Source organism: Enterobacter sp. T1-1 (genome assembly GCF_000710795.1).
Lineage (GTDB): Bacteria > Pseudomonadota > Gammaproteobacteria > Enterobacterales > Enterobacteriaceae > Enterobacter > Enterobacter cloacae.
The window spans coordinates 1-23023 of the sequence record NZ_JALW01000007.1 but is presented as its reverse complement, the minus strand read 5'-3'; the positions used below and the strand labels follow the sequence as shown (position 1 = coordinate 23023).

Below are 23023 nucleotides of genomic sequence, written 5' to 3'. Positions count from 1 at the left end.
TGTTTTCATACAGTATAAACTGGTTTTTTATACAGTAAAGTACTGGATGCAAAATCAGAACAATTTTTTTGACCAGCCAAGCTTCGAGCTTAATGTATTGAAATAGCTATAATCTTTCGGGTGAATAAGATTCAGGTGATAATCACACCGACGAATCAGTACATCTTCACCTTCCTGAATAGGCAGCGCGATCTGGCTGTCGCAGCTGATCTCCAGGTCATTACGGCGGTGCGAGAAACGCAGCCGGATGGTGCTGCTGCCGTTAATCACCAGCGGGCGGGCAGAGAGGGTGTGCGGGAACATCGGCACCAGCGTAATGGCATCCAGCGAAGGCGTCAGGATTGGTCCTCCCGCGGAAAGCGAATAGGCGGTCGAGCCCGTCGGCGTGGAGATAATCAGCCCGTCAGAGCGCTGGGAGAACGCGAAGATTTCATCGATATACACTTCGAACTCAATCATATGCGCCACTTTGCCGGGGTGAAGTACCACCTCGTTAATGGCGGTACTGATGCGTTTCTGGCAGTCCTGCTGACACACCTGCGCTTCCAGTAAAAAACGTTTTTCGCTGATGTAATGTCCTTCCAGCACATCGGCCAGCTGCTGCTGCGCGTTGTCCGGGTCGAGGTCAGTCAGAAAACCGAGATTGCCACGGTTGATGCCGATGACTTTTATGTCGTAGCGCGCCAGCGTGCGAGCCGCGCCGAGCATGTTGCCGTCGCCGCCGACCACCACGGCAAGATCCGCCTGCTGTCCAATCTCTGCCAGCGTGCCGGTTTTGACGCTCTTAAGCTGCAGCTCCTGAGCGATCTGCTGCTCAACCATCACTTCATAGCCTTTGCTACACAGCCAGCGATACAACATTTCATGTGTCGTCAATGCCGTAGGGTGACGCGGGTGCCCGACGATCCCAATACACCTGAAATGATTATTCATTTTCTGGAGGTCCTTGTGCCTGATGAATGATGACAATCTCTCTTGTTCCCTTGAATCCAGGAAACTGATCCCCATAATAAGCGAAGTTAGCGAGATGAATGCAGAAAAACGCGGAGAAATTCATGAGTAGTAAAGAACAGAAAACGCCTGAGGGGCAAGCCCCTGAAGAAATTATCACGGAACAGCACGATGAAGTTGAGGCTGTAGAGCCAGACGCATCTGCTGAGCAGGTGGACCCGCGCGATGAAAAAATTGCGAATCTGGAAGCCCAACTGGTAGAAGCACAGAATCGCGAACGCGACAGTGTTCTGCGCATCAAGGCGGAAATGGAAAACCTGCGTCGTCGTACCGAACAGGACGTTGAAAAGGCGCATAAGTTTGCGCTGGAGAAATTCGTCAACGAACTGCTGCCGGTAATCGACAGCCTCGATCGCGCGCTGGAAGTGGCTGATAAAGCGAATCCGGACAACGCGGCGATGATCGAGGGTATCGAACTGACGCTGAAATCCATGCTAGACGTGGTGCGTAAGTTTGGTGTGGAAGTGATTGCCGATACCGACGTCCCGCTGGATCCTAACGTACACCAGGCAATTGCGATGGTGGAATCAGAAGACGTTGAAGCCGGTAAAGTGCTGGGCGTGATGCAGAAAGGGTATACCCTAAACGGCCGTACCATCCGTGCTGCGATGGTAACCGTGGCGAAAGCGAAAGCGTAATTTGCCGTCCCGTAGTGCCGGGCGGCGGCTTCGCCTTGCCCGGCCTACAACTTTATTCCGCGATACTTTCGCGCAGTGGTTTAACAGGCAGGACCTTCACCTGCTTAATCATATTGTCCTGCACGTCCAGGATATCAATATCATACTGTTCAATGCGCACCCGCGTGCCCGCCGCCGGGATCTCTTCCAGTGCTTCCAGAATCATCCCGTTCATGGTGCGAGCCTCATCTTCCGGCAGATGCCAGTTAAAGGCTTTATTGAGTTCGCGAATATTCGCGCTGCCGTCAATCAGCACCGAACCGTCGTTTTGCGGTGTGACCTCTTCCGCAAGAGAAGGGGACATGGAGGTGGTAAAGTCTCCAACAATCTCTTCCAGAATATCTTCGACCGTCACCAGCCCCTGAATATCGCCATACTCATCGACCACCAGGCCGACTTTCTTCTTGTTACGCTGGAATTTCACCAGCTGCGTGCTGAGCGGCGTTCCTTCCGGCACGTAGTAAATCTCGTCGGCGGCGCGCAGCATCACCTCTTTAGTGAACTCTTTTTTCTCGGTCATCAGGCGATAGGCTTCCCGCACGCGCAGCATACTGATGGCGTCGTCCAGGGAGTCGCGATACAGCACAATGCGTCCGTGCGGGGAGTGGGTCAGCTGGCGGACGATGGCCTTCCAGTCGTCGTTAATATCAATCCCGACGATTTCGTTACGCGGCACCATAATGTCGTTAACGCTGACCTTTTCCAGATCCAGCACCGACAGGAGCATGTCCTGATTGCGGCGTGAAATCTGCGAGCGGGATTCGTTCACGATGGTGCGCAGCTCGTCTTTGCTGAGTGCACTGCTGATGGCGACGTCGGCTTTGATGCCGACCATGCGCATCAGGATACGGGTGACCATATTCAACAGCCAGACCAGCGGCATCATCAGGATCAGCAGCGGTGCCAGCAGGAAGCTGCTCGGGTAAGCCACTTTTTCCGGGTAAAGCGCAGCGATGGTTTTGGGCAGCACTTCCGCAAACACCAGCACCACAAACGTCAGTACGCCGGTAGCAATCGCGACCCCGGCGTTGCCGTACAGGCGCATCCCGACAATGGTGCCCAGCGCAGAGGCGAGGATATTGACGAGGTTGTTACCGATAAGCACCAGGCTTATCAGGCGATCCGGTTTACGGAGCAGCTTTTCAACGCGACGTGCGGCACGATTACCCTGTTTAGCACGATGACGTAACCGGTAGCGGTTTAAGGTCATCATGCCGGTTTCCGAGCCAGAGAAATAGGCGGAGATGACCACCATGACGATCAGCGTAACGATCAGCGTGGTGGTAGAGATGTGTTCCAGGGGGAACTCCTTTGTTACTTAGCCAGCAAATTGCTGTATGAAGCGACTTCCGAAATAGGCAAGGGTGAGTATGCCCGCACCCGCGACATTGAACCAGACCACGCGACGACCGCGCCAGCCCTCATGATAATGGCCCCATAACAGCACAATATAGACAAACCACGCGATGATGGAGAGCACCGCTTTGTCGATATTCTCCACGCTGAACAGGTTTTTCATATAAAACAGGCCAGTGCAGAGCGTTAAGGTCAATAATACTACGCCGACCTGGGTGATGTGGAACATCTTACGCTCAATGACCATCAGCGGCGGCATCTCATGGTTAAACGCCAGTTTTTTGTTTTTCAACTGGTAGTCAATCCAGGCGAGCTGCATGGCATAGAGCGCGGCAATGATCAGCGTTGCGTAAGAGAACAGCGACAGGCCGATGTGCACCAGCATGCCCGGCGTGGCTTCCAGATGCGTAATGAACTCATTGGGCATAAAGGTAGCCAAGGCCAGATTGATCAGCGCGAAGGCATAAACAATGGGCAGCAACAACCAGCCGCGATTCTTAGAGGCGACAATGGTCATCACCGTACAGATCATCAGGCTAACCAGCGAACCGACGTTCAGCACGCTCAGGTTTTGCACGCTGCCGTCACCGGGAATGATGCGCGATTCCAGCGCAAAAGCGTGACTAATCAGTGCGATCACCGCCGACAGAATAGCCATGCGCCGCCAGCCGCTGTTTTTTTGCAGCAGTCCGGGAATGATCAGCGCAAGGCTGACAGAGTAGGCAACAAGGGCGATCAGTGCGAAAACAGGCATATAGGCATCGACAGTTGTCTTAATAAGAAAGAGAAGCAGTATAACGTTACGTGACGCCTGCTCCAACCGTTGCATAACAACAAAGGCGCCTTCATGTTATACTCCGGCAAAATTCTGTGTATGTGTCGCTCATGGCGGCCCAACGTTTCTACTCAGGCGAGAGACAATGTTTGATAATTTAACCGATCGTTTGTCGCGCACGCTGCGCAACATCAGCGGCCGCGGACGCCTTACCGAAGACAACATCAAGGAAACGCTGCGCGAAGTGCGCATGGCGCTGCTGGAAGCAGACGTCGCGTTGCCGGTTGTTCGTGATTTTATCAACCGCGTTAAAGAGAAGGCGGTTGGTCATGAAGTTAACAAGAGCCTGACCCCGGGTCAGGAGTTCGTCAAAATCGTTCGTAACGAACTGGTTTCGGCGATGGGCGAAGAGAACCAGGTCCTGAACCTGGCGGCTCAGCCTCCGGCCGTCGTGTTGATGGCGGGTCTGCAGGGGGCGGGTAAAACCACCAGCGTCGGTAAGCTGGGTAAATTCCTGCGCGAGAAGCACAAGAAAAAAGTGCTGGTGGTTTCTGCGGACGTTTATCGCCCGGCGGCGATCAAACAGCTGGAGACCCTGGCGCAGCAGGTTGGGGTCGATTTCTTCCCGTCTGACGTGGCACAGAAGCCAGTCGACATCGTGAACGCAGCGCTGAAAGAGGCGAAGCTGAAGTTCTACGACGTGCTGCTGGTGGATACCGCCGGTCGTCTGCACGTCGACGAAGCGATGATGGACGAAATCAAACAGGTGCATGCTTCTATCAACCCGGTAGAGACCCTGTTTGTGGTTGACGCCATGACCGGTCAGGATGCGGCGAACACCGCGAAAGCGTTCAACGAAGCGCTGCCGTTAACTGGCGTGGTGCTGACCAAAGTGGACGGTGACGCCCGCGGCGGTGCGGCGCTTTCTATTCGTCATATCACCGGTAAGCCGATCAAATTCCTCGGTGTGGGCGAAAAAACCGAAGCGCTGGAGCCGTTCCACCCGGACCGTATTGCCTCCCGTATCCTCGGCATGGGCGACGTGCTGTCGCTGATTGAAGATATCGAGAGCAAAGTTGACCGTGCGCAGGCCGAGAAGCTGGCCAGCAAGCTGAAAAAAGGCGACGGTTTCGATCTGACCGACTTCCTTGAGCAGCTGCGTCAGATGAAAAACATGGGCGGCATGGCAAGCCTGATGGGCAAACTGCCGGGCATGGGCCAGATCCCAGACAACGTAAAAGCGCAGATGGATGACAAGGTGCTGGTGCGTATGGAGGCGATCATCAACTCAATGACCCTCAAAGAGCGCGCTAACCCGGATATCATCAAAGGTTCCCGTAAGCGCCGTATCGCAGCCGGTTGCGGCATGCAGGTGCAGGACGTTAACCGCCTTCTGAAACAGTTCGACGACATGCAGCGCATGATGAAGAAAATGAAGAAAGGCGGCATGGCGAAAATGATGCGTGGCATGAAAGGCATGATGCCACCCGGTTTTCCTGGGCGATAATCGCTTTTGAGATTGCTTTTTGCCCGAAAATGAGTAAAATTTTCGGGCTTTTAATATGACACCCGGGCTCCGTTCCTCGATGGGGCCCGGTTGTTTTATTCACACAAGAGGATGTTATGGTAACTATTCGTTTAGCACGTCACGGCGCTAAAAAGCGTCCGTTCTACCAGGTTGTTGTGACTGACAGCCGTAATGCACGCAACGGTCGCTTCATCGAGCGCGTTGGTTTCTTCAACCCACTGGCCGCTGGCGCAGAAGAAGAAACTCGTCTGGATCTGGATCGTATCGCTCACTGGGTTGGCCAGGGCGCGACTGTTTCCGATCGCGTTGCTACGCTGATCAAAGCAGCAAACAAAGCAGCTTAATCTGTCACGGTGGTCATGATGAGCAATAAAGCACCTGTTGAACCGATTGTATTGGGCAAAATGGGTTCTTGCTACGGTATCCGTGGTTGGCTCAGAGTGTTTTCCTCCACTGAAGACGCTGATAGCATTTTTAATTACCAGCCCTGGTTTATTCAGAAAGGCGGTAAGTGGGAAGAGGTCGAGCTGGAAAGCTGGCGTCACCACAATCAGGACATCATCATCAAGCTGAAAGGCGTTGACGATCGTGATGCCGCGAATGCACTGACTAATTGTGAAATTGTCGTGGATTCGTCGCAGTTGCCGGAGCTCGAAGAAGGCGACTATTACTGGAAAGACCTTATGGGTTGCCAGGTAGTCACTACTGAAGGCTACAGCCTGGGGAAAGTCATCGACATGATGGAAACCGGGTCCAATGACGTTCTCGTCATTAAGGCAAACCTGAAAGATGCATTTGGCATCAAGGAGCGGTTGGTTCCGTTCCTCGATGGACAGGTTATCAAGAAAGTCGATCTCGCTACTCAAACGATTGAAGTAGATTGGGATCCTGGTTTTTAAATTCTCCGGATAAACGGTAAAAGACGGCGCTATGTGGATTGGCATAATTAGCCTGTTTCCTGAAATGTTCCGCGCGATTACCGATTACGGGGTAACTGGCCGGGCAGTAAAGAATGGCCTGCTGAGCATCCAGAGCTGGAGTCCTCGTGACTTCACGCATGACCGGCACCGTACCGTGGACGATCGTCCTTACGGCGGCGGACCGGGGATGTTAATGATGGTGCAACCCTTACGGGACGCCATTCACACAGCAAAAGCCGCGGCAGGTGAAGGCGCAAAGGTGATTTATCTGTCACCTCAGGGACGCAAGCTTGATCAAGCGGGCGTCAGCGAACTGGCGACGAATCAAAAACTGATTCTGGTCTGTGGTCGCTACGAAGGGATAGATGAGCGCGTAATTCAAACCGAGATTGACGAAGAATGGTCTATCGGCGATTACGTTCTCAGCGGTGGTGAGTTACCCGCAATGACGCTGATTGACTCCGTCGCCCGGTTCATTCCGGGAGTACTGGGCCATGAAGCTTCGGCAACGGAAGATTCCTTTGCCGATGGGTTGCTGGACTGTCCACACTATACCCGTCCTGAAGTGTTAGAAGGGATGGAAGTCCCGGCAGTGTTACTGTCAGGAAACCATGCTGAGATACGTCGCTGGCGTTTGAAGCAGTCGCTGGGCCGAACCTGGCTTAGAAGACCTGAACTTCTGGAAAACCTGGCTCTGACTGAAGAGCAAGCAAAGTTGCTGGCCGAGTTCAAAACTGAACACGCGCAACAGCAGCATGAACATGATGGGAATGCGTAATACGCTCCCGAATATCAGTTTACCCAGGATAAGAGATTAAATTATGAGCAACATTATTAAGCAACTTGAACAAGAGCAGATGAAGCAGGACGTACCTTCCTTCCGTCCAGGTGACACCGTGGAAGTGAAAGTATGGGTTGTTGAAGGTTCCAAAAAACGTCTGCAGGCATTCGAGGGCGTGGTTATCGCTATTCGTAACCGCGGTCTGCACTCTGCATTCACTGTTCGTAAAATTTCCAACGGCGAAGGCGTTGAGCGTGTCTTCCAGACTCACTCTCCGGTAGTTGACAGCATTGCTGTTAAACGTCGTGGTGCTGTACGTAAAGCTAAACTGTACTACCTGCGTGAGCGTACTGGTAAGTCTGCTCGTATTAAAGAGCGTCTGAACTAAGATTCGCTTAAGCGACATCCTGTTAGAAAGGGCTGGCCGAAAGGCTGGCCCTTTTTTTATCCCATCGCATCTCTCGTGTTAACCCTTTCGTCATAAATCATTTACAATGCTGGCCTCTTCCGTGGAGGGTAAGTGATTAACGTACTGCATCAGCATAACTGGAAACGCGCAGCGGCATTGACCGCGCTGTTTGCGATCCTGCTGATCGTGATCGCACCGCTGATCTCCGTCTCGCTGCAAAAAGATCCCATGAGTGCCATGCCGGGGATGCACCATGACATGAGCATGATGTCGATGGATGAGCACCACGGCGATAAGCAGCACAGCATGCCGGTTGACTATGCGGAAGCCTGTGGCTACTGCGTGCTATTAGCCCACGTGCCGGGCATGATACTTGCGCTGATTGTGCTGCTCAGTATCGTGCTGCAAAGGCTGCGTGTCAGGACGCCGCGTCAGGCGGTCAGCCACTGGCACTTTTTCCCCTGGCTTTATCCTGATACCCGCGCGCCGCCGCGGCAGTCTGCTTTTTCCCTTTAAAAAATATCGATAACTTTTTGCCTTAAAAAGGAAAAGTATGACTACCTGCACTCCGCGCGCGGCATGGGGAAACCTGCTGCGTCGACTCCATTTCTATGTCGGGCTGTTTGTCGGCCCATTTATCTTCTTCGCCGCGCTGACCGGTACGCTGTACGTGGCGACACCGCAGCTGGAAAATATCCTGTACCGGCACGCGCTCCATACGGATTCCGTGGGGGAACTCCAACCGCTGGCGGAACAGATCGCCGTGGCGGAAAAAAACATCAGCACCGATCTGCGTTTATACGCCGTTCGTCCTGGCCTGGCTGCGGGTGAAACCACCCGGGTGATGTTTGCCGACCCGTCGCTTGGCCCATCGGAGACCCGCGCTATTTTTATCGATCCCGTTACTCTTGCGGTGCGTGGCGATATGACCGTGTATGGCACCAGCGGGATTTTACCGCTACGCCAGACTATTGATTATCTGCATACGTCCCTGATGCTGGGTAACGTTGGTCGGCTCTACAGCGAGCTGGCCGCCTCGTGGATGTGGGTCGCCGCGCTGGGCGGGATTGCGCTGTGGTTTTATACCCGGCCAAAACGTCGGCTCAACAATCGTTTTCAGAACCGGCGTCGCCTGCATGTCACGCTGGGCTGGGTGCTGCTGGGGGGAATGTTGCTGTTTTCTGCGACCGGCCTGACGTGGTCCCAGTGGGCGGGCGGCAACGTGGATAAACTGCGCGCGCAGATGAACTGGCTCACGCCGCAGGTGAACACCACGCTTTCGGGTGAGCCCGTCACGATGGATGAGCACGCTGAACACCATGGGCATCATGCTGGCATGATGATGCCCGACATGACGATGGATCTGACCCAGTTCGATGGCGTATTGCACGTTGCCCGCCAGGCCGGGATTGATGCGAATAAACTCGAAATCCGCCCGGCGAAAAGCGCTGACCAGGCGTGGACCGTGACGGAAATTGACCGCAGCTGGCCGACCCAGGTGGATGCCGTTGCGGTGGATCCAAATTCCATGCAAATTCTGGACAGAACCCGCTTTGAGGATTTCCCGTTAATGGCAAAGCTGACCCGCTGGGGTGTGGATTTCCATATGGGGATCTTATTCGGGCTGGTTAACCAGTTACTGCTCGTCGCATTTGGCCTGGCGCTGTGTGTGCTGATTGTCTGGGGATACCGGATGTGGTGGATGCGTCGTCCGGCGCAATCGACGGCGGATCCGCTTCAGACGCTTTGTCAGTGCTGGCTGGCGCTCCCGGGATGGGGAAAAGCCGTCACGGTGGTGGTCAGCGTATTGCTGGGGCTGGCATTGCCGGTGATGGGCGTGAGCCTGGCGCTGTTTATGCTGATTGACTGGCTACGCTGGCGAGCGGCAACTGGCGTGTCGCTCGCACAATCATCCATTAAATAAGGCTATGGCGTGCTGATGACCACCGCGACCCGACGGTTTTCAGCACGCCCTTGCGCCGTACTGTTGCTGGAAACCGGATATTTTTTACCTAATCCCTGCGTGGTGAGGTTGCTGCGCGGGATATTGGCGCCTTTGGCCCAGACGTCAGCCACTGCATTGGCACGTTTTAACGACAGCGCTTCATTGTAGCTCTCTTCACCGTAATTATCGGTGTGGCCATCCATACGCGCGTGTTTCAGGCCGGTAGCCGCCAGGCGAGAGGCCATGGAGCGGATCTGCGCTTCACTTTCCGGGCGCAGTCTGGCGTCATTTTTATCAAACAGGATCGTATCTGACAGGCCCAAAGACCAGTCGCCATTCAGTTCGTTAAAACCGTATGACTTCATCGCCGCAATTTGCTCAGGGGAGAATTTACCTTCAGGCGGTGACTGACAACCCGTCAGTACCATCGAAGCGAGAAATAACGGCGCGAAGTATCGCTTTAACATATCGTATCCTTTCTAAGTTATTGCTTTTGTACGCTGGTTTTTATCCTGGTACATGTTGCGGTCGGCTTGCTCCAGTAATGCTTCCACAGAGGCACTTTCCCACGCCAGAGCAAAGCCAATGCTAAGTGACATCGTTGCTGTCTGCCCGTTATGCAGATCGAACGGGCGCATAAACTGCTGCGACAGCGCAGCACAAATCTGTTGAACCTCTGCGGCAGACTGCACGCCGTACAGCACCATCGCAAACTCGTCACCGCCAAGGCGGTATGACTGATGACGCTTATCGCCAAACTCAACCATCCGGCGGGCGACTTCAATCAGGACGCAATCGCCCGCAGCATGTCCCCAGGTATCGTTAATAAACTTGAAATTATCACCGTCGAGGAAGAGCAGGGCAGTGTTGGTTTTTGCGGAGGCGTCGTGCATTAATGCCGCGATGCTGCTACGAAACGCCGCCCGATTGGCGAGGCCGGTGAGAGGATCGTGCATGGCGGTACGCAGTAGCTGAGCGTTTTTCGCCTGCAGCTTAAGCTGCCACTCTTCCATTTCATCCAGCAGACTGTTGAAATCTTCGCCAAACTGGTGGAATTCTTCGATGCGACCATCCTTCACCCGCCGGGAAAAGTTGCGGTTGGTGCGTACGTCATGCACGACGTCGGTGATGTTTTGCAGCGCCGTGACCATGCCATGATGCAGAGATTGTGTAATCGTAAGCGCGACGGCGGTGGCAAAAAGAATACAGCCGGTAAGAACGGCAAACGACAACCAGATGAAATGGCTGATGAGATTATCGCGTGCGGTCAGGCGAATTTCGCCGATCGCATTACCGTTATGCATGATGGGCTGTGCGACCGGGTCGGGGAACAGCCAGCGGCTAACCAATGCACCCAGCGTGTCGTTATTCTCTTCCGGGTTCCAGGACCAGTAAGCAAACCGCTTTTTATGCGCGTTAAGAACCTCAGCCACGGCAAACTGGCCCTGTTTACCCAGGGTGGCGAGCGTTTCGTTAGCCGCCAGCGAATCATTAAACACCAGTGAGGCTTCAAGGCTGTGGCTCATTGTTGCGCCGGTTAATTCGAGATTTTTTTGGGCGTATTGCTTTAATGTCACCACGGAAGCAAAACAGAGCAGGAGCCAAATTAACGTCATGGTGATGATGACGCTTATCATGCTGATTCGTCTCAACGTGCTTTTAAACGTTGGACGTGGCGTTGAAGTGATTTCTTTATCCATGCTGCTTATTCCGTGCCAGCATTAATACATCCGGATTGACGCGTACGCCACTGCGCGCCAATGCATCCAGATTAACGGAAAATCTGACCTGGTTATGATCGATTATCAGGCAGAATGCACTGCCAATAACACATTCCGGATTCTGCTCTGAGATTAATAGCAATGCTCTGCCCTGATATTGACTTATTAATTCAAGTTGTTTTGCAGGCGATTCAGCCCCGAAATAAATAGCATCACACGTCGCGGACAGGGCTTCCTGATCGTTACGTACAATGACGGGAGTATAAGGTAACTCGCTTTGCCCCTCTTCGCTGCTCAGTGCTTGCGTGTAGTGAGACGAGGCATAAATGCAGAGTTTAGGTTGCCCGGAAAGTGACGGCCATCGGGTATAGCTCACAATACCCGATACAATCGAACGTACCGATTTATCGGTTTCTGTGAACGTGGCTGCCGGTGCTGGGCCCACCATAAAGAACAGCATTAGCACCAGAGTGAGTCGGAACAAAGAGATCAAGAATGAATTTCTCACCAGAATCCGCCATACCGCTCTGGAAAATAGATGTCCTTACGAGTTGTCGGCAGAATACCATTGTTTATCAAAGCCGTCATTATGTCAGAAATGTACTGAGTACGACCTAAGCTAAATCCTACAGTTGTATATATTCCGGCGTATAAAAAACGGCTTAATTAAGTCTGCTGGAACGCATACTTTCATCCATTCCTTGTTGCCATGATTCATGCAGTTTTGCTGCGTTTTCAACAGTATCACAACTGGCCGGGAAAGATTTGCCTGCTACTCCCCAGGCGTGAATAAAACCTTCCTCACACACTTTTTTCTGTCCGTCGGCGTAGCCACGAAGATATTCACTACGATCAACCTGCGGGTCGTTAAAACTATCGGCCAGCGTCTGATTATCTTTAACCGGCAGACCATTCATGGCGTCTTCTTTACCCGCATCAAACCAGCTGGGACTGGTCCAGTCGGGCTGGAAGGTATAAGGATTGATCTGACAGCCCGATAAAAACAGCGACAACAGCATCAGAGCGATTGAACGCATAGCCATTCTCCTTTTTTCTTCAGCATAGCCTGGCAAAAGAAAGTGGGGGTGTAATTTTATGTTTACTATTTTGTCGGCTGATTTTTGCAGTAAAATGGCTTTTGTAAAGTAAAGTGTACGTATTTTGGATTGAAATCTTTACTTGTTGTGGTATCGTTGTTTCACCTCTTCGAGGAAAACACCTATCGCAAACGAGCTTTACAGGATCGCCATCATGCAAAAAGACGCGCTGAACAACGTACATATCACTGACGAACAGGTTTTGATTACACCGGATCAACTGAAAGCGGAGTTCCCGCTGAGCGCCGCGCAGGAGGCTCAAATTGAGCACTCGCGCCAGACCATTTCTGACATTATCGCTGGCCGCGATCCGCGTCTGCTGGTGGTATGTGGTCCTTGTTCCATTCACGATCCTGAAACCGCCATTGAGTACGCTCGTCGATTTAAAGCATTAGCGGAGGAGGTCAGCGATAGCCTCTACCTGGTGATGCGCGTCTATTTTGAGAAGCCACGTACCACCGTTGGCTGGAAAGGGTTGATTAACGATCCGCACATGGATGGCTCGTTTGATGTGGAAGCCGGTCTGAAGATTGCGCGTCGCCTGCTGGTTGAGCTGGTCAGCATGGGGCTGCCACTGGCAACCGAAGCGCTGGATCCGAACAGCCCGCAGTACCTGGGCGATCTGTTTAGCTGGTCTGCGATTGGTGCGCGTACCACGGAATCACAAACCCACCGTGAAATGGCGTCTGGTCTGTCGATGCCGGTAGGTTTTAAAAACGGGACCGACGGTAGCCTTGCCACGGCGATCAACGCCATGCGCGCCGCGGCCATGCCGCATCGCTTTGTAGGTATTAACCAGGCGGGCCAGGTTTGTCTCCTGCAGACGCAGGGTAATCCGGACGGTCATGTGATCCTGCGTGGCGGTAAAGCGCCAAACTACAGCCCGGCAGATGTGGCACAGTGTGAAAAAGAGATGGAGCAGGCGGGACTGCGCCCGGCACTGATGGTAGATTGCAGTCATGGTAATTCGAACAAAGATTACCGTCGTCAGCCTGCGGTGGCGGAATCGGTGGTCGCACAAATCAAAGACGGCAACCGTTCTATTATCGGTCTGATGATTGAGAGCAATATTCATGAAGGCAATCAATCATCTGAACAACCGCGCAGCGCAATGAAGTACGGTGTGTCCGTGACGGATGCCTGCATCAGCTGGGAAACCACCGATGCGCTGCTGCGTGAGATCCACAAAGATATAAACGGCCAGCTGGCGACGCGTCTGGCTTAAGAGGTTAGGTATGGTTGCTGAATTGACCGCATTACGCGATCAAATTGATGAAGTGGATAAGGCGCTGCTGGATCTGTTAGCACGCCGTATGGCGCTGGTTGCCGAGGTGGGTGAGGTCAAAAGCAAATATGGCCTGCCGATTTACGTTCCGGAGCGCGAGGCCTCCATGCTGGCTTCCCGTCGTAAAGAGGCCCAGGCGCTGGGCGTCTCGCCGGATTTGATTGAAGATGTCTTGCGTCGTGTGATGCGGGAGTCCTACTCCAGCGAAAACGATAAAGGCTTCAAAACCCTTTGCCCGTCCCTGCGCCCGGTCGTTATTGTGGGCGGGGCGGGCCAGATGGGGCGGCTGTTTGAAAAAATGCTGACCCTGTCTGGCTATCAGGTGCGTATCCTGGAAAAAGAGGACTGGGCAAAAGCGCCGGAGCTGATGAAAGATGCCGGAATGGTCATTGTCAGCGTGCCGATTCACGTGACGGAGCAGATCATTGCGAAGCTTCCTCCGCTGCCGGCAGATTGCATCCTGGTGGACTTAGCATCCGTGAAAAATGGTCCGCTGCAGGCAATGCTGGCTGCGCACACGGGGCCGGTCCTGGGGCTACATCCTATGTTTGGCCCGGACAGCGGCAGCCTGGCGAAACAGGTGGTGGTCTACTGCGATGGTCGTCAGCCGGAAGCCTACCAGTGGTTCCTGGAACAGATTCAGGTTTGGGGCGCGCGGCTGCACCGCATTAGCGCGGTTGAACACGATCAGAACATGGCGTTCATCCAGGCGCTGCGCCACTTTGCGACCTTTGCCTATGGGCTGCATCTGGCGGAAGAGAATGTGCAGCTTGAGCAGTTATTGGCACTCTCTTCGCCTATCTATCGTCTGGAGCTGGCGATGGTGGGGCGTCTGTTTGCTCAGGATCCCCAGCTTTACGCCGACATTATTATGTCGTCTGAGAACAACCTGGCACTGATTAAGCGTTACTACCAGCGATTTGGCGAAGCCATTACGCTGCTGGAGCACGGCGACAAGCAGGCGTTTATCGACAGCTTCCGTAAGGTCGAACACTGGTTTGGCGATTACGCGCAACGTTTCCAGAGCGAGAGCCGCACGCTGTTGCGTCAGGCAAATGACAGTCGCCAGTAATGCGATGATGTATATACTGAAAGCCAGCATTGCTGGCTTTTTTCATTTTGGGGAACTGTCATGGCCGAACCGCAGCTGCTGTTGAACTACACCGGGCATCTGCCCGAATGCCCGACGTGGAGTGCAGAGGAAAATGCGCTTTACTGGGCGGATATTCTTGAAGGTGAGATCCACCGTTATCATTTACCCACGGCGGAACACACCGTGCTCTCTTTCCACGAAGAGGTGGGGTGTTTCGCCCTGCGCGAACGCGGCGGCTTTATCGTCGCGATGCGAAGCGGCATCTGGCTTTCCGATAAACACGGCCTGCTGCAGCGCAAAGTCTGTGATAACCCGTCGAATCCGCAGCTTGCGCGTTTCAATGATGGGGGAACCGATCACCGGGGCCAGTTCTACGCCGGGACCTTCTGGGCACCGGGTGATTACAACGGGGCGCTGCTGATGCGCATTGATAACGATCTGACGCCAAAAGTTATCCAGTGCGACATTCATGGCCATAATGGTCTGGCATTCAGCCCCGACCAGCGGTGGATGTTTACTTCTGATACGCCAAACGGCGTTATCTACCGTACCCCACTGGATGAGCAGGGGGAACCCGGTAAAAGGGAGGTATTCCGCCGGTTCAACGACGGCGAAGGGATACCTGACGGTGCCGCGATGGACATGGAAGGCTGTTACTGGAGTGCGCTGTTTGATGGCTGGCGCATCGCGCGCTTTTCACCTCAGGGAGAGCAACTAGAAGAGTACCGAATGCCGGTCCGTTGCCCAACGATGGTCTGCTTTGGCGGTGACGATATGAAAACGCTGTTTATCACGACCACCCGGGAAAATATGGATGCGCAGGAGGTGGCGCAATATCCCCTCTCCGGCGCTATCTTCACCCTGCCGGTCAGTGTGGCAGGGATGAAGAAAAGCCGGTTTATCGAACGTTAGCTTGGGTCAACCGGTACCACGTTTTCGCTCGGATAACAGCCCAGCACCTTCATTGAACGGGTGATTTCACTCAGTTCGCGCAGGGCTTTCTGCATGGACGGCGATTCCAGGTTGGCCTGAATGTCGAGATAGAACATCTCTTCCCACGGATTGCCGTGAATCGGGCGCGATTCGAGCCGGGTCATGATCAGATTGTGGTTACGCAGTACCAGCAGCGCTTCAACCAGTGCGCCTGCCTGCTGCCCGGTTGCCATCAACAGGGTGGTTTTGGCGGGCACCTGATCAGAGACATTAATGGCTTTGCGTGCCAGCACGATGAAGCGGGTAATGTTTTGCGTCTGGTTTGCCAGGTTACGTTCCAGAACCTGGAGACCATACAGCGCACCGCCCGCCTCGCTGCCCAGCGCCGCGACGGTAGGGGATTTTGCCTGGGCGACTTTTTCCATCGCTGCGGAGGTGCTTTCGGTGTACTCAATTTTCCAGTTCGGATAACGGTTCAGGAACTGACTGCACTGCTGGAACGGCTGCGGATGGCTGTAGACCGTCTCGATGGTGCTCAAATCGGTTGAGCCAGAGACCAGCACGCAGTGATCGATAGGGATTGTCAGCTCCCCAACCAGCGACAGGCTGGTGTGTTGCAGCAGATCGTACACGTCGTTGATAGCACCTGAACTGGTATTCTCAATCGGCACGACGGCGTAATCCGCCTGGCCGGTTTCCACCTGATTGAAAATATCGGCGAACTTTGCGCAGCCGCTCTCAATGAACTCTTCAAAATGACGTGCAGCGTACTGGCGGGCAGCCAGATGGGAGTAGGAGCCCTTAGGGCCAAGAAACGCGATGCGGGCAGAGTGCGGGTTGGTTTTATTCAGATGCTGCTGCAACAGCGCTTGCTGGGTCAGAACAGAGTCTTCGATAATGAGCTGGAACAAACGGGTGATGTAATGTGCGTCAAGGTGATGGGCTTTGCCGAGTTGAATCAGACGTTCCAGCAGGTCGCGTTCGCGGTCGATATCACGTACCGGACGGTGGGAGTCCAGTTTGGCTTTACCCACTTCGATGGCGAGCGCGCGGCGTTCAGCCAGAAGTGTCAGTAATTTTTCATCCAGCGCGCTGATTTTTACTCGCAGATCCAGTAACGGGTTTTCCGGTGTCATAGTGTTGTCTGTCTCGTTTTATCGTTATCAATAAAAAAGGCCCCCCGGTGTGGGAGGCCTTGTTGTTCGTCTTCGCATTCTTTATCACACGACGAAACGCCTCCCGTTCAGGGGAAGGTAAAAAAGAATGCGAAGAAAAACGGCGTCAGTTTCATGAAATCATCCTGTGGTTGATAACGTTAAAGTACCCGTACTGTTTTCACCCTGTCAATAAAAAACGCGCCCGAAGGCGCGTTGGCGGTAAACTCAATTTAAAGGATTACTCTTCTTCAACTTCTTCCGCGAAGCTGGCGTCTTTCACCGAGGTCGTGGCGCGACGGGCTTCACCTTTGTGCTGCACTTTATTGAGCTGCCGTTCCAGCTTGTTGATCAAATCATTAATAGCGGTGTACATATCCTCGTGTTTTGCGCTGGCGACCAGATGGCCGTTTGGAGTATTGATAGTTGCGTCAGCGATGAAACCCTGCGGCTCCTTAGACAGGATGATATGTGGATTAATCAAGTGTGTTTGCCATTTATCCAGTTTGGCGAGACGGTCTGCGACGTGCTGGCGAATTGCCGGGGTAATTTCCATTTGTTTGCTGGTAATGTTCATTGTCATAAATTTTACCTCTTGTCTTTCCGTCTTGGTGATTCCAGCATACCTGTCCTAATGTCAAAATGTGTGATTTATATCACGTTATTTTGTCGGTTTTTGTCAGGGAATCTTTTTTGTGAGGCAGGGCAGGAAGAGGTGAGATTTACCTTGTCGAAGGCAAAAATTGCGGTCATAGTTGATAGGATGTGTTGAAGCTAAACCGCTTCAGCTTTGTCTGAATTGAATAAAAAAACGGCAGCCCGCGGGCTGCCGTTTTGCTTTGATGTCACTATCAGGTGTTGCTGCTGTTCGCTGCGATGATTTTTGCTACCTTGTCTGCCTGTGCGGTCATCTGCATCTGGCGGTAAGCATTCTCCATCAGCTTCAGGCCGTCGCGGGTCGCCTGCGTATCCGGATAATCACGCAGCATTCCTTCTACACGGTTAACCACGGCAACCCATGCGCCACGGCGGGTGTAGTATTCAGCAACCGAGTATTCGTATTTCGCCAGACGGTCTTTCAGGAACACCAGACGTTTGGTGGCGTCGGTCACGTACTGACTGTTCGGATAGCCGCGCACCAGTTTGGAAAAGTCGTTGAACGCATCACGCGCATGCTGCGGGTCACGGTCGGAGCGATCCACACCGAAGAAGCCCTGCAGGGCACTGTCATCCAGCGCCATGTTGGTCAGACCGCGCATGTACATTACATAGTCGATGTTAGGATGAGTCGGGTTCAGACGCATGAAACGATCGATGGTTGCCTGAGCCAGCGGCAGATCGGCATTTTTATAGTATGCGTAGATGAGATCTAACTGTACCTGCTGCGAATACGGACCAAATGGATAGCGATTATCCAACGCTTCCAGTTGCGTTATCGCCTGTTTCCAGTTACCGTCCTGCAACTTTTGTTGTGCAGTCGCATAGATTTCATTCGGCGGATTGTCAGGGACCTGTTCATTTGAACCGGAGCAGCCCACCAAAGCCAGGCTCAACGTGGCCGCTGCCACCAGATATTTCATGCGCGTCATGACGTTTTGACTTTCCTCAAATGTTTGTCCGGGAGAAACTCTGTTCCTGCTCCCGATTAAGACCAGCTACAATAGCACACTATATTAAACGGCAAAGCCGTAAAACCCAACGTTAAACGAAGAAGCAGTTTATGGCACAACGAGTAGAACTCACCGCAACAGTCTCCGAAAATCAGCTCGGTCAACGCTTAGATCAAGCTTTGGCCGAATTGTTCCCTGATTATTCGCGTTCACGCATAAAAGAATGGATTCTTGACCAGCGCGTGCTGGTAAACGGTAAAGTCTGGGACAAACCGAAAGAGAAAGTGTTAGGTGGGGAAGCTGTCGCCATCAATGCTGAAATCGAAGAGGAAATCCGCTTCGAGCCACAGGATATCCCACTGGATATCGTCTATGAAGATGATGACATTCTGGTGATTAACAAGCCGCGCGACCTGGTTGTTCATCCGGGAGCGGGGAATCCTGACGGTACGGTACTTAACGCACTTCTCCATTATTATCCGCCGATTGCTGATGTGCCGCGTGCCGGTATCGTGCATCGTCTGGATAAAGACACCACCGGTCTGATGGTGGTGGCAAAGACCGTACCTGCCCAGACTCGCCTGGTGGAATCACTGCAGCTGCGTGAGATCACCCGCGAATATGAAGCCGTGGCTATTGGTCATATGACCGCTGGCGGTACGGTTGATGAGCCGATCAGCCGTCACCCTACCAAACGTACTCATATGTCGGTGCATCCGATGGGTAAACCGGCGGTAACGCACTATCGCATTATGGAACATTTCCGCATTCATACGCGTCTGCGTCTTCGTCTGGAGACCGGTCGTACCCACCAGATCCGCGTGCATATGGCGCACATCACCCATCCGCTGGTGGGGGATCAGGTTTACGGTGGTCGTCCGCGTCCGCCAAAAGGGGCATCGGACGAGTTCATCAGCGTACTGCGCAAGTTTGATCGTCAGGCGCTGCACGCCACCATGCTGCGCCTTTATCACCCTATTTCAGGGATTCAAATGGAATGGCATGCGCCGATCCCGCAGGATATGGTGGAGCTTATTGACGCCATGCGCGCGGATTTTGAAGAACACAAAGATCAAGTGGACTGGTTATGACCAAACTGATTGTTCCGGAGTGGCCACTGCCTGAAGGTGTGGCTGCCTGCAGTTCAACCCGCGTTGGCGGGGTAAGTCAGGGGGCGTGGGCGTCTTTGAACCTTGGCGCACACTGCGGCGACAACCTGGAACACGTTGAAGAAAACCGCTCGCGGCTGTTTGCTGCGGGCAACTTACCGTCTAAACCGGTGTGGCTTGAGCAGGTTCACGGTAAAGCCGTGCTGAAGTTGACGGGAGAATCCTACGCGTCTAAACGTGCCGATGCCTCCTACAGCGATACGCAGGGAACAGTATGCGCGGTGATGACAGCCGATTGCCTGCCGGTGCTGTTTTGTAACCGTGCGGGTACCGAGGTTGCGGCTGCTCATGCGGGCTGGCGTGGTCTGTGTGAAGGCGTGCTGGAAGAGACCGTCGCCTGCTTCAAAGACGATCCTGCAAATATCATTGCCTGGCTTGGCCCGGCAATTGGTCCTCAGGCATTCGAGGTGGGCCCAGAGGTTCGTGAAGCGTTTATGGCAAAAGATCCGCAAGCCGTTAACGCTTTCGAACCCGTGGGGGAAAAATATCTGGCCGATATTTATCAGCTTGCACGTCAGCGTCTGAATAATGTCAAGGTGACGCAGATCTTCGGCGGTGACCGCTGTACGTTCACCGAAAAGGGTGATTTCTTCTCTTATCGCCGCGACAAGACGACGGGGCGTATGGCAAGTTTTATTTGGCTGATATAACCTAAAGAATCAAGACGATCCGGCACGTGCCGTTTTCTTTTCACATAATTCAGGTTATTAACCTTGAATAATTGAGGGATGACCTCATTTAATCTCCAGTAGCAAATTTGACCTGTTATGGGAGGAGTTATGCGTCTGGATCGTCTTACTAATAAATTCCAGCTTGCTCTCGCCGATGCCCAGTCCCTTGCACTGGGGCACGACAACCAATTCATCGAACCTCTTCATCTAATGAGCGCCTTGCTGAATCAGGAAGGGGGATCGGTACGTCCATTATTAACGTCTGCTGGCGTTAATGCTGGCCAGTTACGCACTGCCATCGATCAGGCGCTGAGCCGTTTACCGCAGGTAGAAGGTACCGGCGGCGACGTTCAGCCGTCCCAGGATCTGGTGCGGGTGCTGAACCTTTGCGACAAGCTGGCGCAAAAACGTGGGGACAACTTTATTTCGTCGGAACTGTTTGTTCTGGCGGCGCTTGAATCACGCGGTACCCTGACCGACCTGCTGAAAACTGCCGGCGCAACCACGGCCAATGTGACTCAGGCGATTGAGAAAATGCGTGGGGGTGAAAGCGTGAACGATCAGGGAGCCGAAGATCAACGTCAGGCTTTGAAAAAATTTACGGTCGATCTGACCGAGCGTGCTGAGCAGGGTAAACTTGACCCGGTGATCGGCCGTGATGAAGAAATTCGCCGTACTATTCAGGTTCTGCAGCGCCGTACCAAAAACAACCCGGTGCTGATTGGTGAACCGGGTGTTGGTAAAACCGCCATCGTTGAAGGTCTGGCGCAGCGTATTGTAAACGGTGAAGTACCGGAAGGACTGAAAGGCCGCCGTGTACTGGCGCTGGATATGGGGGCGCTGGTGGCCGGGGCGAAGTATCGCGGTGAATTCGAAGAGCGTCTGAAAGGCGTGCTTAACGATCTGGCAAAACAGGAAGGCAATGTCATTCTGTTTATCGATGAGTTGCACACCATGGTCGGTGCCGGTAAAGCAGACGGCGCGATGGATGCCGGGAACATGCTGAAACCTGCACTGGCACGCGGTGAACTTCACTGTGTGGGTGCCACGACGCTGGACGAGTACCGTCAGTACATTGAAAAAGATGCTGCACTTGAACGTCGTTTCCAGAAGGTGTTTGTCGCGGAACCAAGCGTGGAAGATACCATCGCGATCCTGCGTGGTCTGAAAGAACGTTATGAGCTGCACCACCATGTGCAGATCACTGACCCGGCGATTGTTGCGGCAGCGACGCTTTCGCATCGTTATATCGCCGACCGTCAGTTACCGGATAAAGCGATCGACCTTATCGATGAGGCCGCATCCAGCATTCGTATGCAGATAGACTCGAAACCGGAAGAGTTGGACAGACTCGACCGTCGTATTATTCAGCTCAAACTGGAACAGCAGGCACTCAAGAAAGAGTCTGATGAAGCCAGCAAAAAACGCCTCGATATGCTCAATGAGGAACTGGACGATAAAGAGCACCAGTATTCTGAGTTAGAAGAAGAGTGGAAGGCAGAGAAAGCGTCACTCTCTGGCACTCAGACCATTAAGGCTGAACTCGAACAGGCAAAAATTGCCATCGAACAGGCGCGTCGTGTGGGTGACCTGGCGCGAATGTCAGAGCTGCAGTACGGCAAAATCCCTGAGCTGGAGAAACAGCTTGAGATTGCGACGCAGTCTGAAGGCAAAACGATGCGTCTGTTACGTAACAAAGTAACGGATGCGGAAATTGCAGAGGTGCTGGCGCGCTGGACCGGTATTCCGGTAGCACGCATGATGGAAAGCGAACGCGATAAACTGCTGCGCATGGAGCAGGATTTGCATCAGCGCGTGATTGGCCAGGACGAGGCGGTTGAAGCGGTTTCCAACGCCATCCGTCGTAGCCGCGCCGGATTGTCTGATCCTAATCGTCCGATTGGTTCGTTCCTGTTCCTGGGCCCTACCGGGGTGGGGAAAACCGAGCTGTGTAAGGCGCTGGCTAACTTTATGTTCGACAGCGACGATGCGATGGTGCGTATCGACATGTCCGAGTTTATGGAGAAACACTCCGTTTCACGTCTGGTGGGTGCGCCTCCGGGATATGTCGGTTATGAAGAAGGTGGTTACCTGACAGAAGCGGTACGCCGTCGCCCTTATTCCGTCATCCTGCTGGACGAAGTGGAAAAAGCGCACCCGGATGTGTTCAACATTCTGCTGCAGGTCCTGGATGATGGTCGTCTGACCGACGGGCAGGGGAGAACGGTGGATTTCCGTAATACGGTGGTGATCATGACATCGAACCTGGGTTCCGATTTGATTCAGGAACGTTTCGGTGAACTGGATTACAGCCATATGAAGGATCTGGTTCTGGGTGTGGTTAGCCATAACTTCCGTCCGGAGTTCATCAACCGTATCGATGAAGTGGTGGTATTCCATCCTCTGGGTGAGAAACACATTGCGTCGATTGCACAGATCCAGCTGCAGCGTCTGTACAAACGTCTGGAAGAGCGTGGATATGAAATTCACATCTCTGACGATGCGCTGAAACTGCTGAGCGAAAATGGTTACGATCCGGTTTACGGGGCGCGTCCGTTGAAACGTGCTATCCAGCAGCAGATCGAAAACCCTCTGGCGCAGCAGATACTGTCAGGCGAACTGGTTCCGGGCAAAGTTATCCGTCTGGAAGCCAACGACGACCGAATTGTGGCAGTGCAGTAAGTCACAAAACGCAAAAACGAGCCGCTTGCGGCTCGTTTTTGTTTAAAAACCAGGCCAGAATTGAGGTCTGGGATGTGATTTGCCTGGAAAGTGAGCAGTCAGTAAATAATTTTCACTTTATCCTTGCAGCTTCAGAATTACTCCCTATAATGCGCCTCCACTGACACGGAACAACGGCACACACGCCGCCGGGTCAGCAGAGAAAA

25 protein-coding genes and 1 other annotated feature are annotated in these 23023 nt (G+C 53.3%); of the genes, 14 read left to right on the top strand and 11 right to left on the bottom strand.

Annotation, left to right across the window (positions count from 1 at the left end):
* Positions 1–54: 54 nt before the first annotated feature.
* Entirely contained in the window at positions 55–933 is an 879-nt protein-coding gene (gene nadK / locus AK59_RS0103895) for an NAD(+) kinase (protein ID WP_013098356.1), read from the bottom strand.
* Between the two features lie 122 nt (positions 934–1055).
* Here nadK and grpE point away from each other — a divergent pair, with 122 nt between their 5' ends.
* On the top strand, positions 1056–1649 hold the full coding sequence (grpE, locus tag AK59_RS0103890; protein WP_013098354.1) for a nucleotide exchange factor GrpE: 594 nt from the start codon (positions 1056–1058) through the stop codon (positions 1647–1649).
* 52 nt (positions 1650–1701) lie between these two features.
* Here the strand turns inward: grpE and AK59_RS0103885 are convergent, their stop codons facing one another.
* Both AK59_RS0103885 and AK59_RS0103880 read right to left on the bottom strand, forming a co-directional pair.
* Positions 1702–2988, bottom strand: coding sequence for an HlyC/CorC family transporter (locus AK59_RS0103885; RefSeq protein ID WP_028028086.1), 1287 nt, complete (start codon positions 2986–2988; stop codon positions 1702–1704).
* An 18-nt stretch (positions 2989–3006) separates the two neighbouring features.
* Positions 3007–3798 carry a cytochrome C assembly family protein gene (locus tag AK59_RS0103880; protein WP_014832951.1) on the bottom strand — a complete coding sequence of 264 codons (792 nt, stop codon included), beginning with the start codon at positions 3796–3798 and terminating at the stop codon, positions 3007–3009.
* Positions 3799–3964: 166 nt separating this feature from the next.
* Between AK59_RS0103880 and ffh the strand changes: the two genes are divergently transcribed.
* The 7 genes from ffh (at position 3965) to AK59_RS0103845 (ending at position 9381) form a co-directional block, all read left to right on the top strand.
* On the top strand, positions 3965–5326 hold the full coding sequence (ffh, locus tag AK59_RS0103875) for a signal recognition particle protein (protein ID WP_013098351.1): 1362 nt from the start codon (positions 3965–3967) through the stop codon (positions 5324–5326).
* A gap of 116 nt (positions 5327–5442) precedes the next feature.
* Entirely contained in the window at positions 5443–5691 is a 249-nt protein-coding gene (gene rpsP / locus AK59_RS0103870; protein WP_003863133.1) for a 30S ribosomal protein S16, read from the top strand.
* Positions 5692–5706: 15 nt separating this feature from the next.
* A complete protein-coding gene (rimM, locus tag AK59_RS0103865) occupies positions 5707–6246 on the top strand; it encodes a ribosome maturation factor RimM (protein WP_013098350.1) in 540 nt (179 codons plus the stop codon).
* 31 nt (positions 6247–6277) lie between these two features.
* Entirely contained in the window at positions 6278–7045 is a 768-nt protein-coding gene (trmD, locus tag AK59_RS0103860) for a tRNA (guanosine(37)-N1)-methyltransferase TrmD (RefSeq protein ID WP_008502493.1), read from the top strand.
* A gap of 43 nt (positions 7046–7088) precedes the next feature.
* Positions 7089–7436, top strand: a complete 348-nt coding sequence (gene rplS, locus AK59_RS0103855) for a 50S ribosomal protein L19 (RefSeq protein WP_002914145.1) — start codon at positions 7089–7091, stop codon at positions 7434–7436.
* A 132-nt stretch (positions 7437–7568) separates the two neighbouring features.
* Positions 7569–7973 (top strand): DUF2946 domain-containing protein, encoded by a 405-nt coding sequence (locus AK59_RS0103850; RefSeq protein ID WP_029882090.1) that lies wholly within the window; start codon positions 7569–7571, stop codon positions 7971–7973.
* 37 nt (positions 7974–8010) lie between these two features.
* The gene (locus AK59_RS0103845; protein WP_029882089.1) at positions 8011–9381 is read left to right on the top strand and encodes a PepSY-associated TM helix domain-containing protein; all 1371 of its coding nucleotides are present in this window, start codon (positions 8011–8013) and stop codon (positions 9379–9381) included.
* Between the two features lie 2 nt (positions 9382–9383).
* Here AK59_RS0103845 and AK59_RS0103840 read toward each other — a convergent pair whose 3' ends face one another.
* From AK59_RS0103840 to AK59_RS0103825, 4 genes are all read right to left on the bottom strand, one after another.
* Positions 9384–9869 carry an OmpA family protein gene (locus tag AK59_RS0103840; RefSeq protein WP_029882088.1) on the bottom strand — a complete coding sequence of 162 codons (486 nt, stop codon included), beginning with the start codon at positions 9867–9869 and terminating at the stop codon, positions 9384–9386.
* Between the two features lie 12 nt (positions 9870–9881).
* Positions 9882–11102: a diguanylate cyclase DgcN gene (gene dgcN / locus AK59_RS0103835; protein ID WP_029882087.1), complete on the bottom strand. Its 1221-nt coding sequence runs from the start codon at positions 11100–11102 to the stop codon at positions 9882–9884.
* Positions 11095–11631: a YfiR family protein gene (locus AK59_RS0103830; RefSeq protein ID WP_032618390.1), complete on the bottom strand. Its 537-nt coding sequence runs from the start codon at positions 11629–11631 to the stop codon at positions 11095–11097. Before AK59_RS0103830 ends, dgcN begins: the two co-directional genes overlap by 8 nt.
* A gap of 154 nt (positions 11632–11785) precedes the next feature.
* A complete protein-coding gene (locus AK59_RS0103825; RefSeq protein WP_029882085.1) occupies positions 11786–12160 on the bottom strand; it encodes a DUF2799 domain-containing protein in 375 nt (124 codons plus the stop codon).
* Positions 12161–12374: 214 nt separating this feature from the next.
* Between AK59_RS0103825 and aroF the strand changes: the two genes are divergently transcribed.
* Genes aroF through AK59_RS0103810 form a run of 3 tightly spaced genes read left to right on the top strand, consistent with a single transcriptional unit; the run spans position 12375 to position 15510 of the window.
* Positions 12375–13445 (top strand): 3-deoxy-7-phosphoheptulonate synthase AroF, encoded by a 1071-nt coding sequence (aroF, locus tag AK59_RS0103820; protein WP_013098343.1) that lies wholly within the window; start codon positions 12375–12377, stop codon positions 13443–13445.
* A gap of 10 nt (positions 13446–13455) precedes the next feature.
* The gene (tyrA, locus tag AK59_RS0103815) at positions 13456–14577 is read left to right on the top strand and encodes a bifunctional chorismate mutase/prephenate dehydrogenase (RefSeq protein ID WP_013098342.1); all 1122 of its coding nucleotides are present in this window, start codon (positions 13456–13458) and stop codon (positions 14575–14577) included.
* Positions 14578–14637: 60 nt separating this feature from the next.
* Complete coding sequence (locus AK59_RS0103810) at positions 14638–15510, top strand: SMP-30/gluconolactonase/LRE family protein (protein WP_029882084.1); 873 nt, start codon at positions 14638–14640, stop codon at positions 15508–15510.
* Here AK59_RS0103810 and pheA read toward each other — a convergent pair.
* The 4 genes from pheA to bamD all read right to left on the bottom strand — a co-directional run bounded on the left by pheA (position 15507) and on the right by bamD (position 18274).
* Positions 15507–16667 carry a bifunctional chorismate mutase/prephenate dehydratase gene (pheA, locus tag AK59_RS0103805; protein ID WP_029882083.1) on the bottom strand — a complete coding sequence of 387 codons (1161 nt, stop codon included), beginning with the start codon at positions 16665–16667 and terminating at the stop codon, positions 15507–15509. The two genes, AK59_RS0103810 and pheA, sit on opposite strands and share 4 nt — an antisense overlap.
* Positions 16668–16697: 30 nt before the next feature.
* Positions 16698–16823 (bottom strand) — a sequence feature (Phe leader region).
* Positions 16775–16822, bottom strand: a complete 48-nt coding sequence (gene pheL / locus AK59_RS1000000124905) for a pheA operon leader peptide PheL (RefSeq protein ID WP_100249759.1) — start codon at positions 16820–16822, stop codon at positions 16775–16777. Its footprint overlaps the feature before it by 48 nt.
* A gap of 103 nt (positions 16824–16926) precedes the next feature.
* Entirely contained in the window at positions 16927–17268 is a 342-nt protein-coding gene (raiA, locus tag AK59_RS0103800) for a ribosome-associated translation inhibitor RaiA (RefSeq protein ID WP_008502470.1), read from the bottom strand.
* A 268-nt stretch (positions 17269–17536) separates the two neighbouring features.
* A complete protein-coding gene (gene bamD, locus AK59_RS0103795) occupies positions 17537–18274 on the bottom strand; it encodes an outer membrane protein assembly factor BamD (protein ID WP_013098339.1) in 738 nt (245 codons plus the stop codon).
* Between the two features lie 131 nt (positions 18275–18405).
* Here bamD and rluD point away from each other — a divergent pair, with 131 nt between their 5' ends.
* The 3 genes from rluD to clpB all read left to right on the top strand — a co-directional run bounded on the left by rluD (position 18406) and on the right by clpB (position 22817).
* Positions 18406–19386 carry a 23S rRNA pseudouridine(1911/1915/1917) synthase RluD gene (gene rluD, locus AK59_RS0103790; RefSeq protein ID WP_029882082.1) on the top strand — a complete coding sequence of 327 codons (981 nt, stop codon included), beginning with the start codon at positions 18406–18408 and terminating at the stop codon, positions 19384–19386.
* A complete protein-coding gene (gene yfiH / locus AK59_RS0103785; protein ID WP_029882081.1) occupies positions 19383–20114 on the top strand; it encodes a purine nucleoside phosphorylase YfiH in 732 nt (243 codons plus the stop codon). Before rluD ends, yfiH begins: the two co-directional genes overlap by 4 nt.
* Positions 20115–20243: 129 nt before the next feature.
* Positions 20244–22817 carry an ATP-dependent chaperone ClpB gene (clpB, locus tag AK59_RS0103780; protein ID WP_029882080.1) on the top strand — a complete coding sequence of 858 codons (2574 nt, stop codon included), beginning with the start codon at positions 20244–20246 and terminating at the stop codon, positions 22815–22817.
* Positions 22818–23023: the final 206 nt, after the last annotated feature.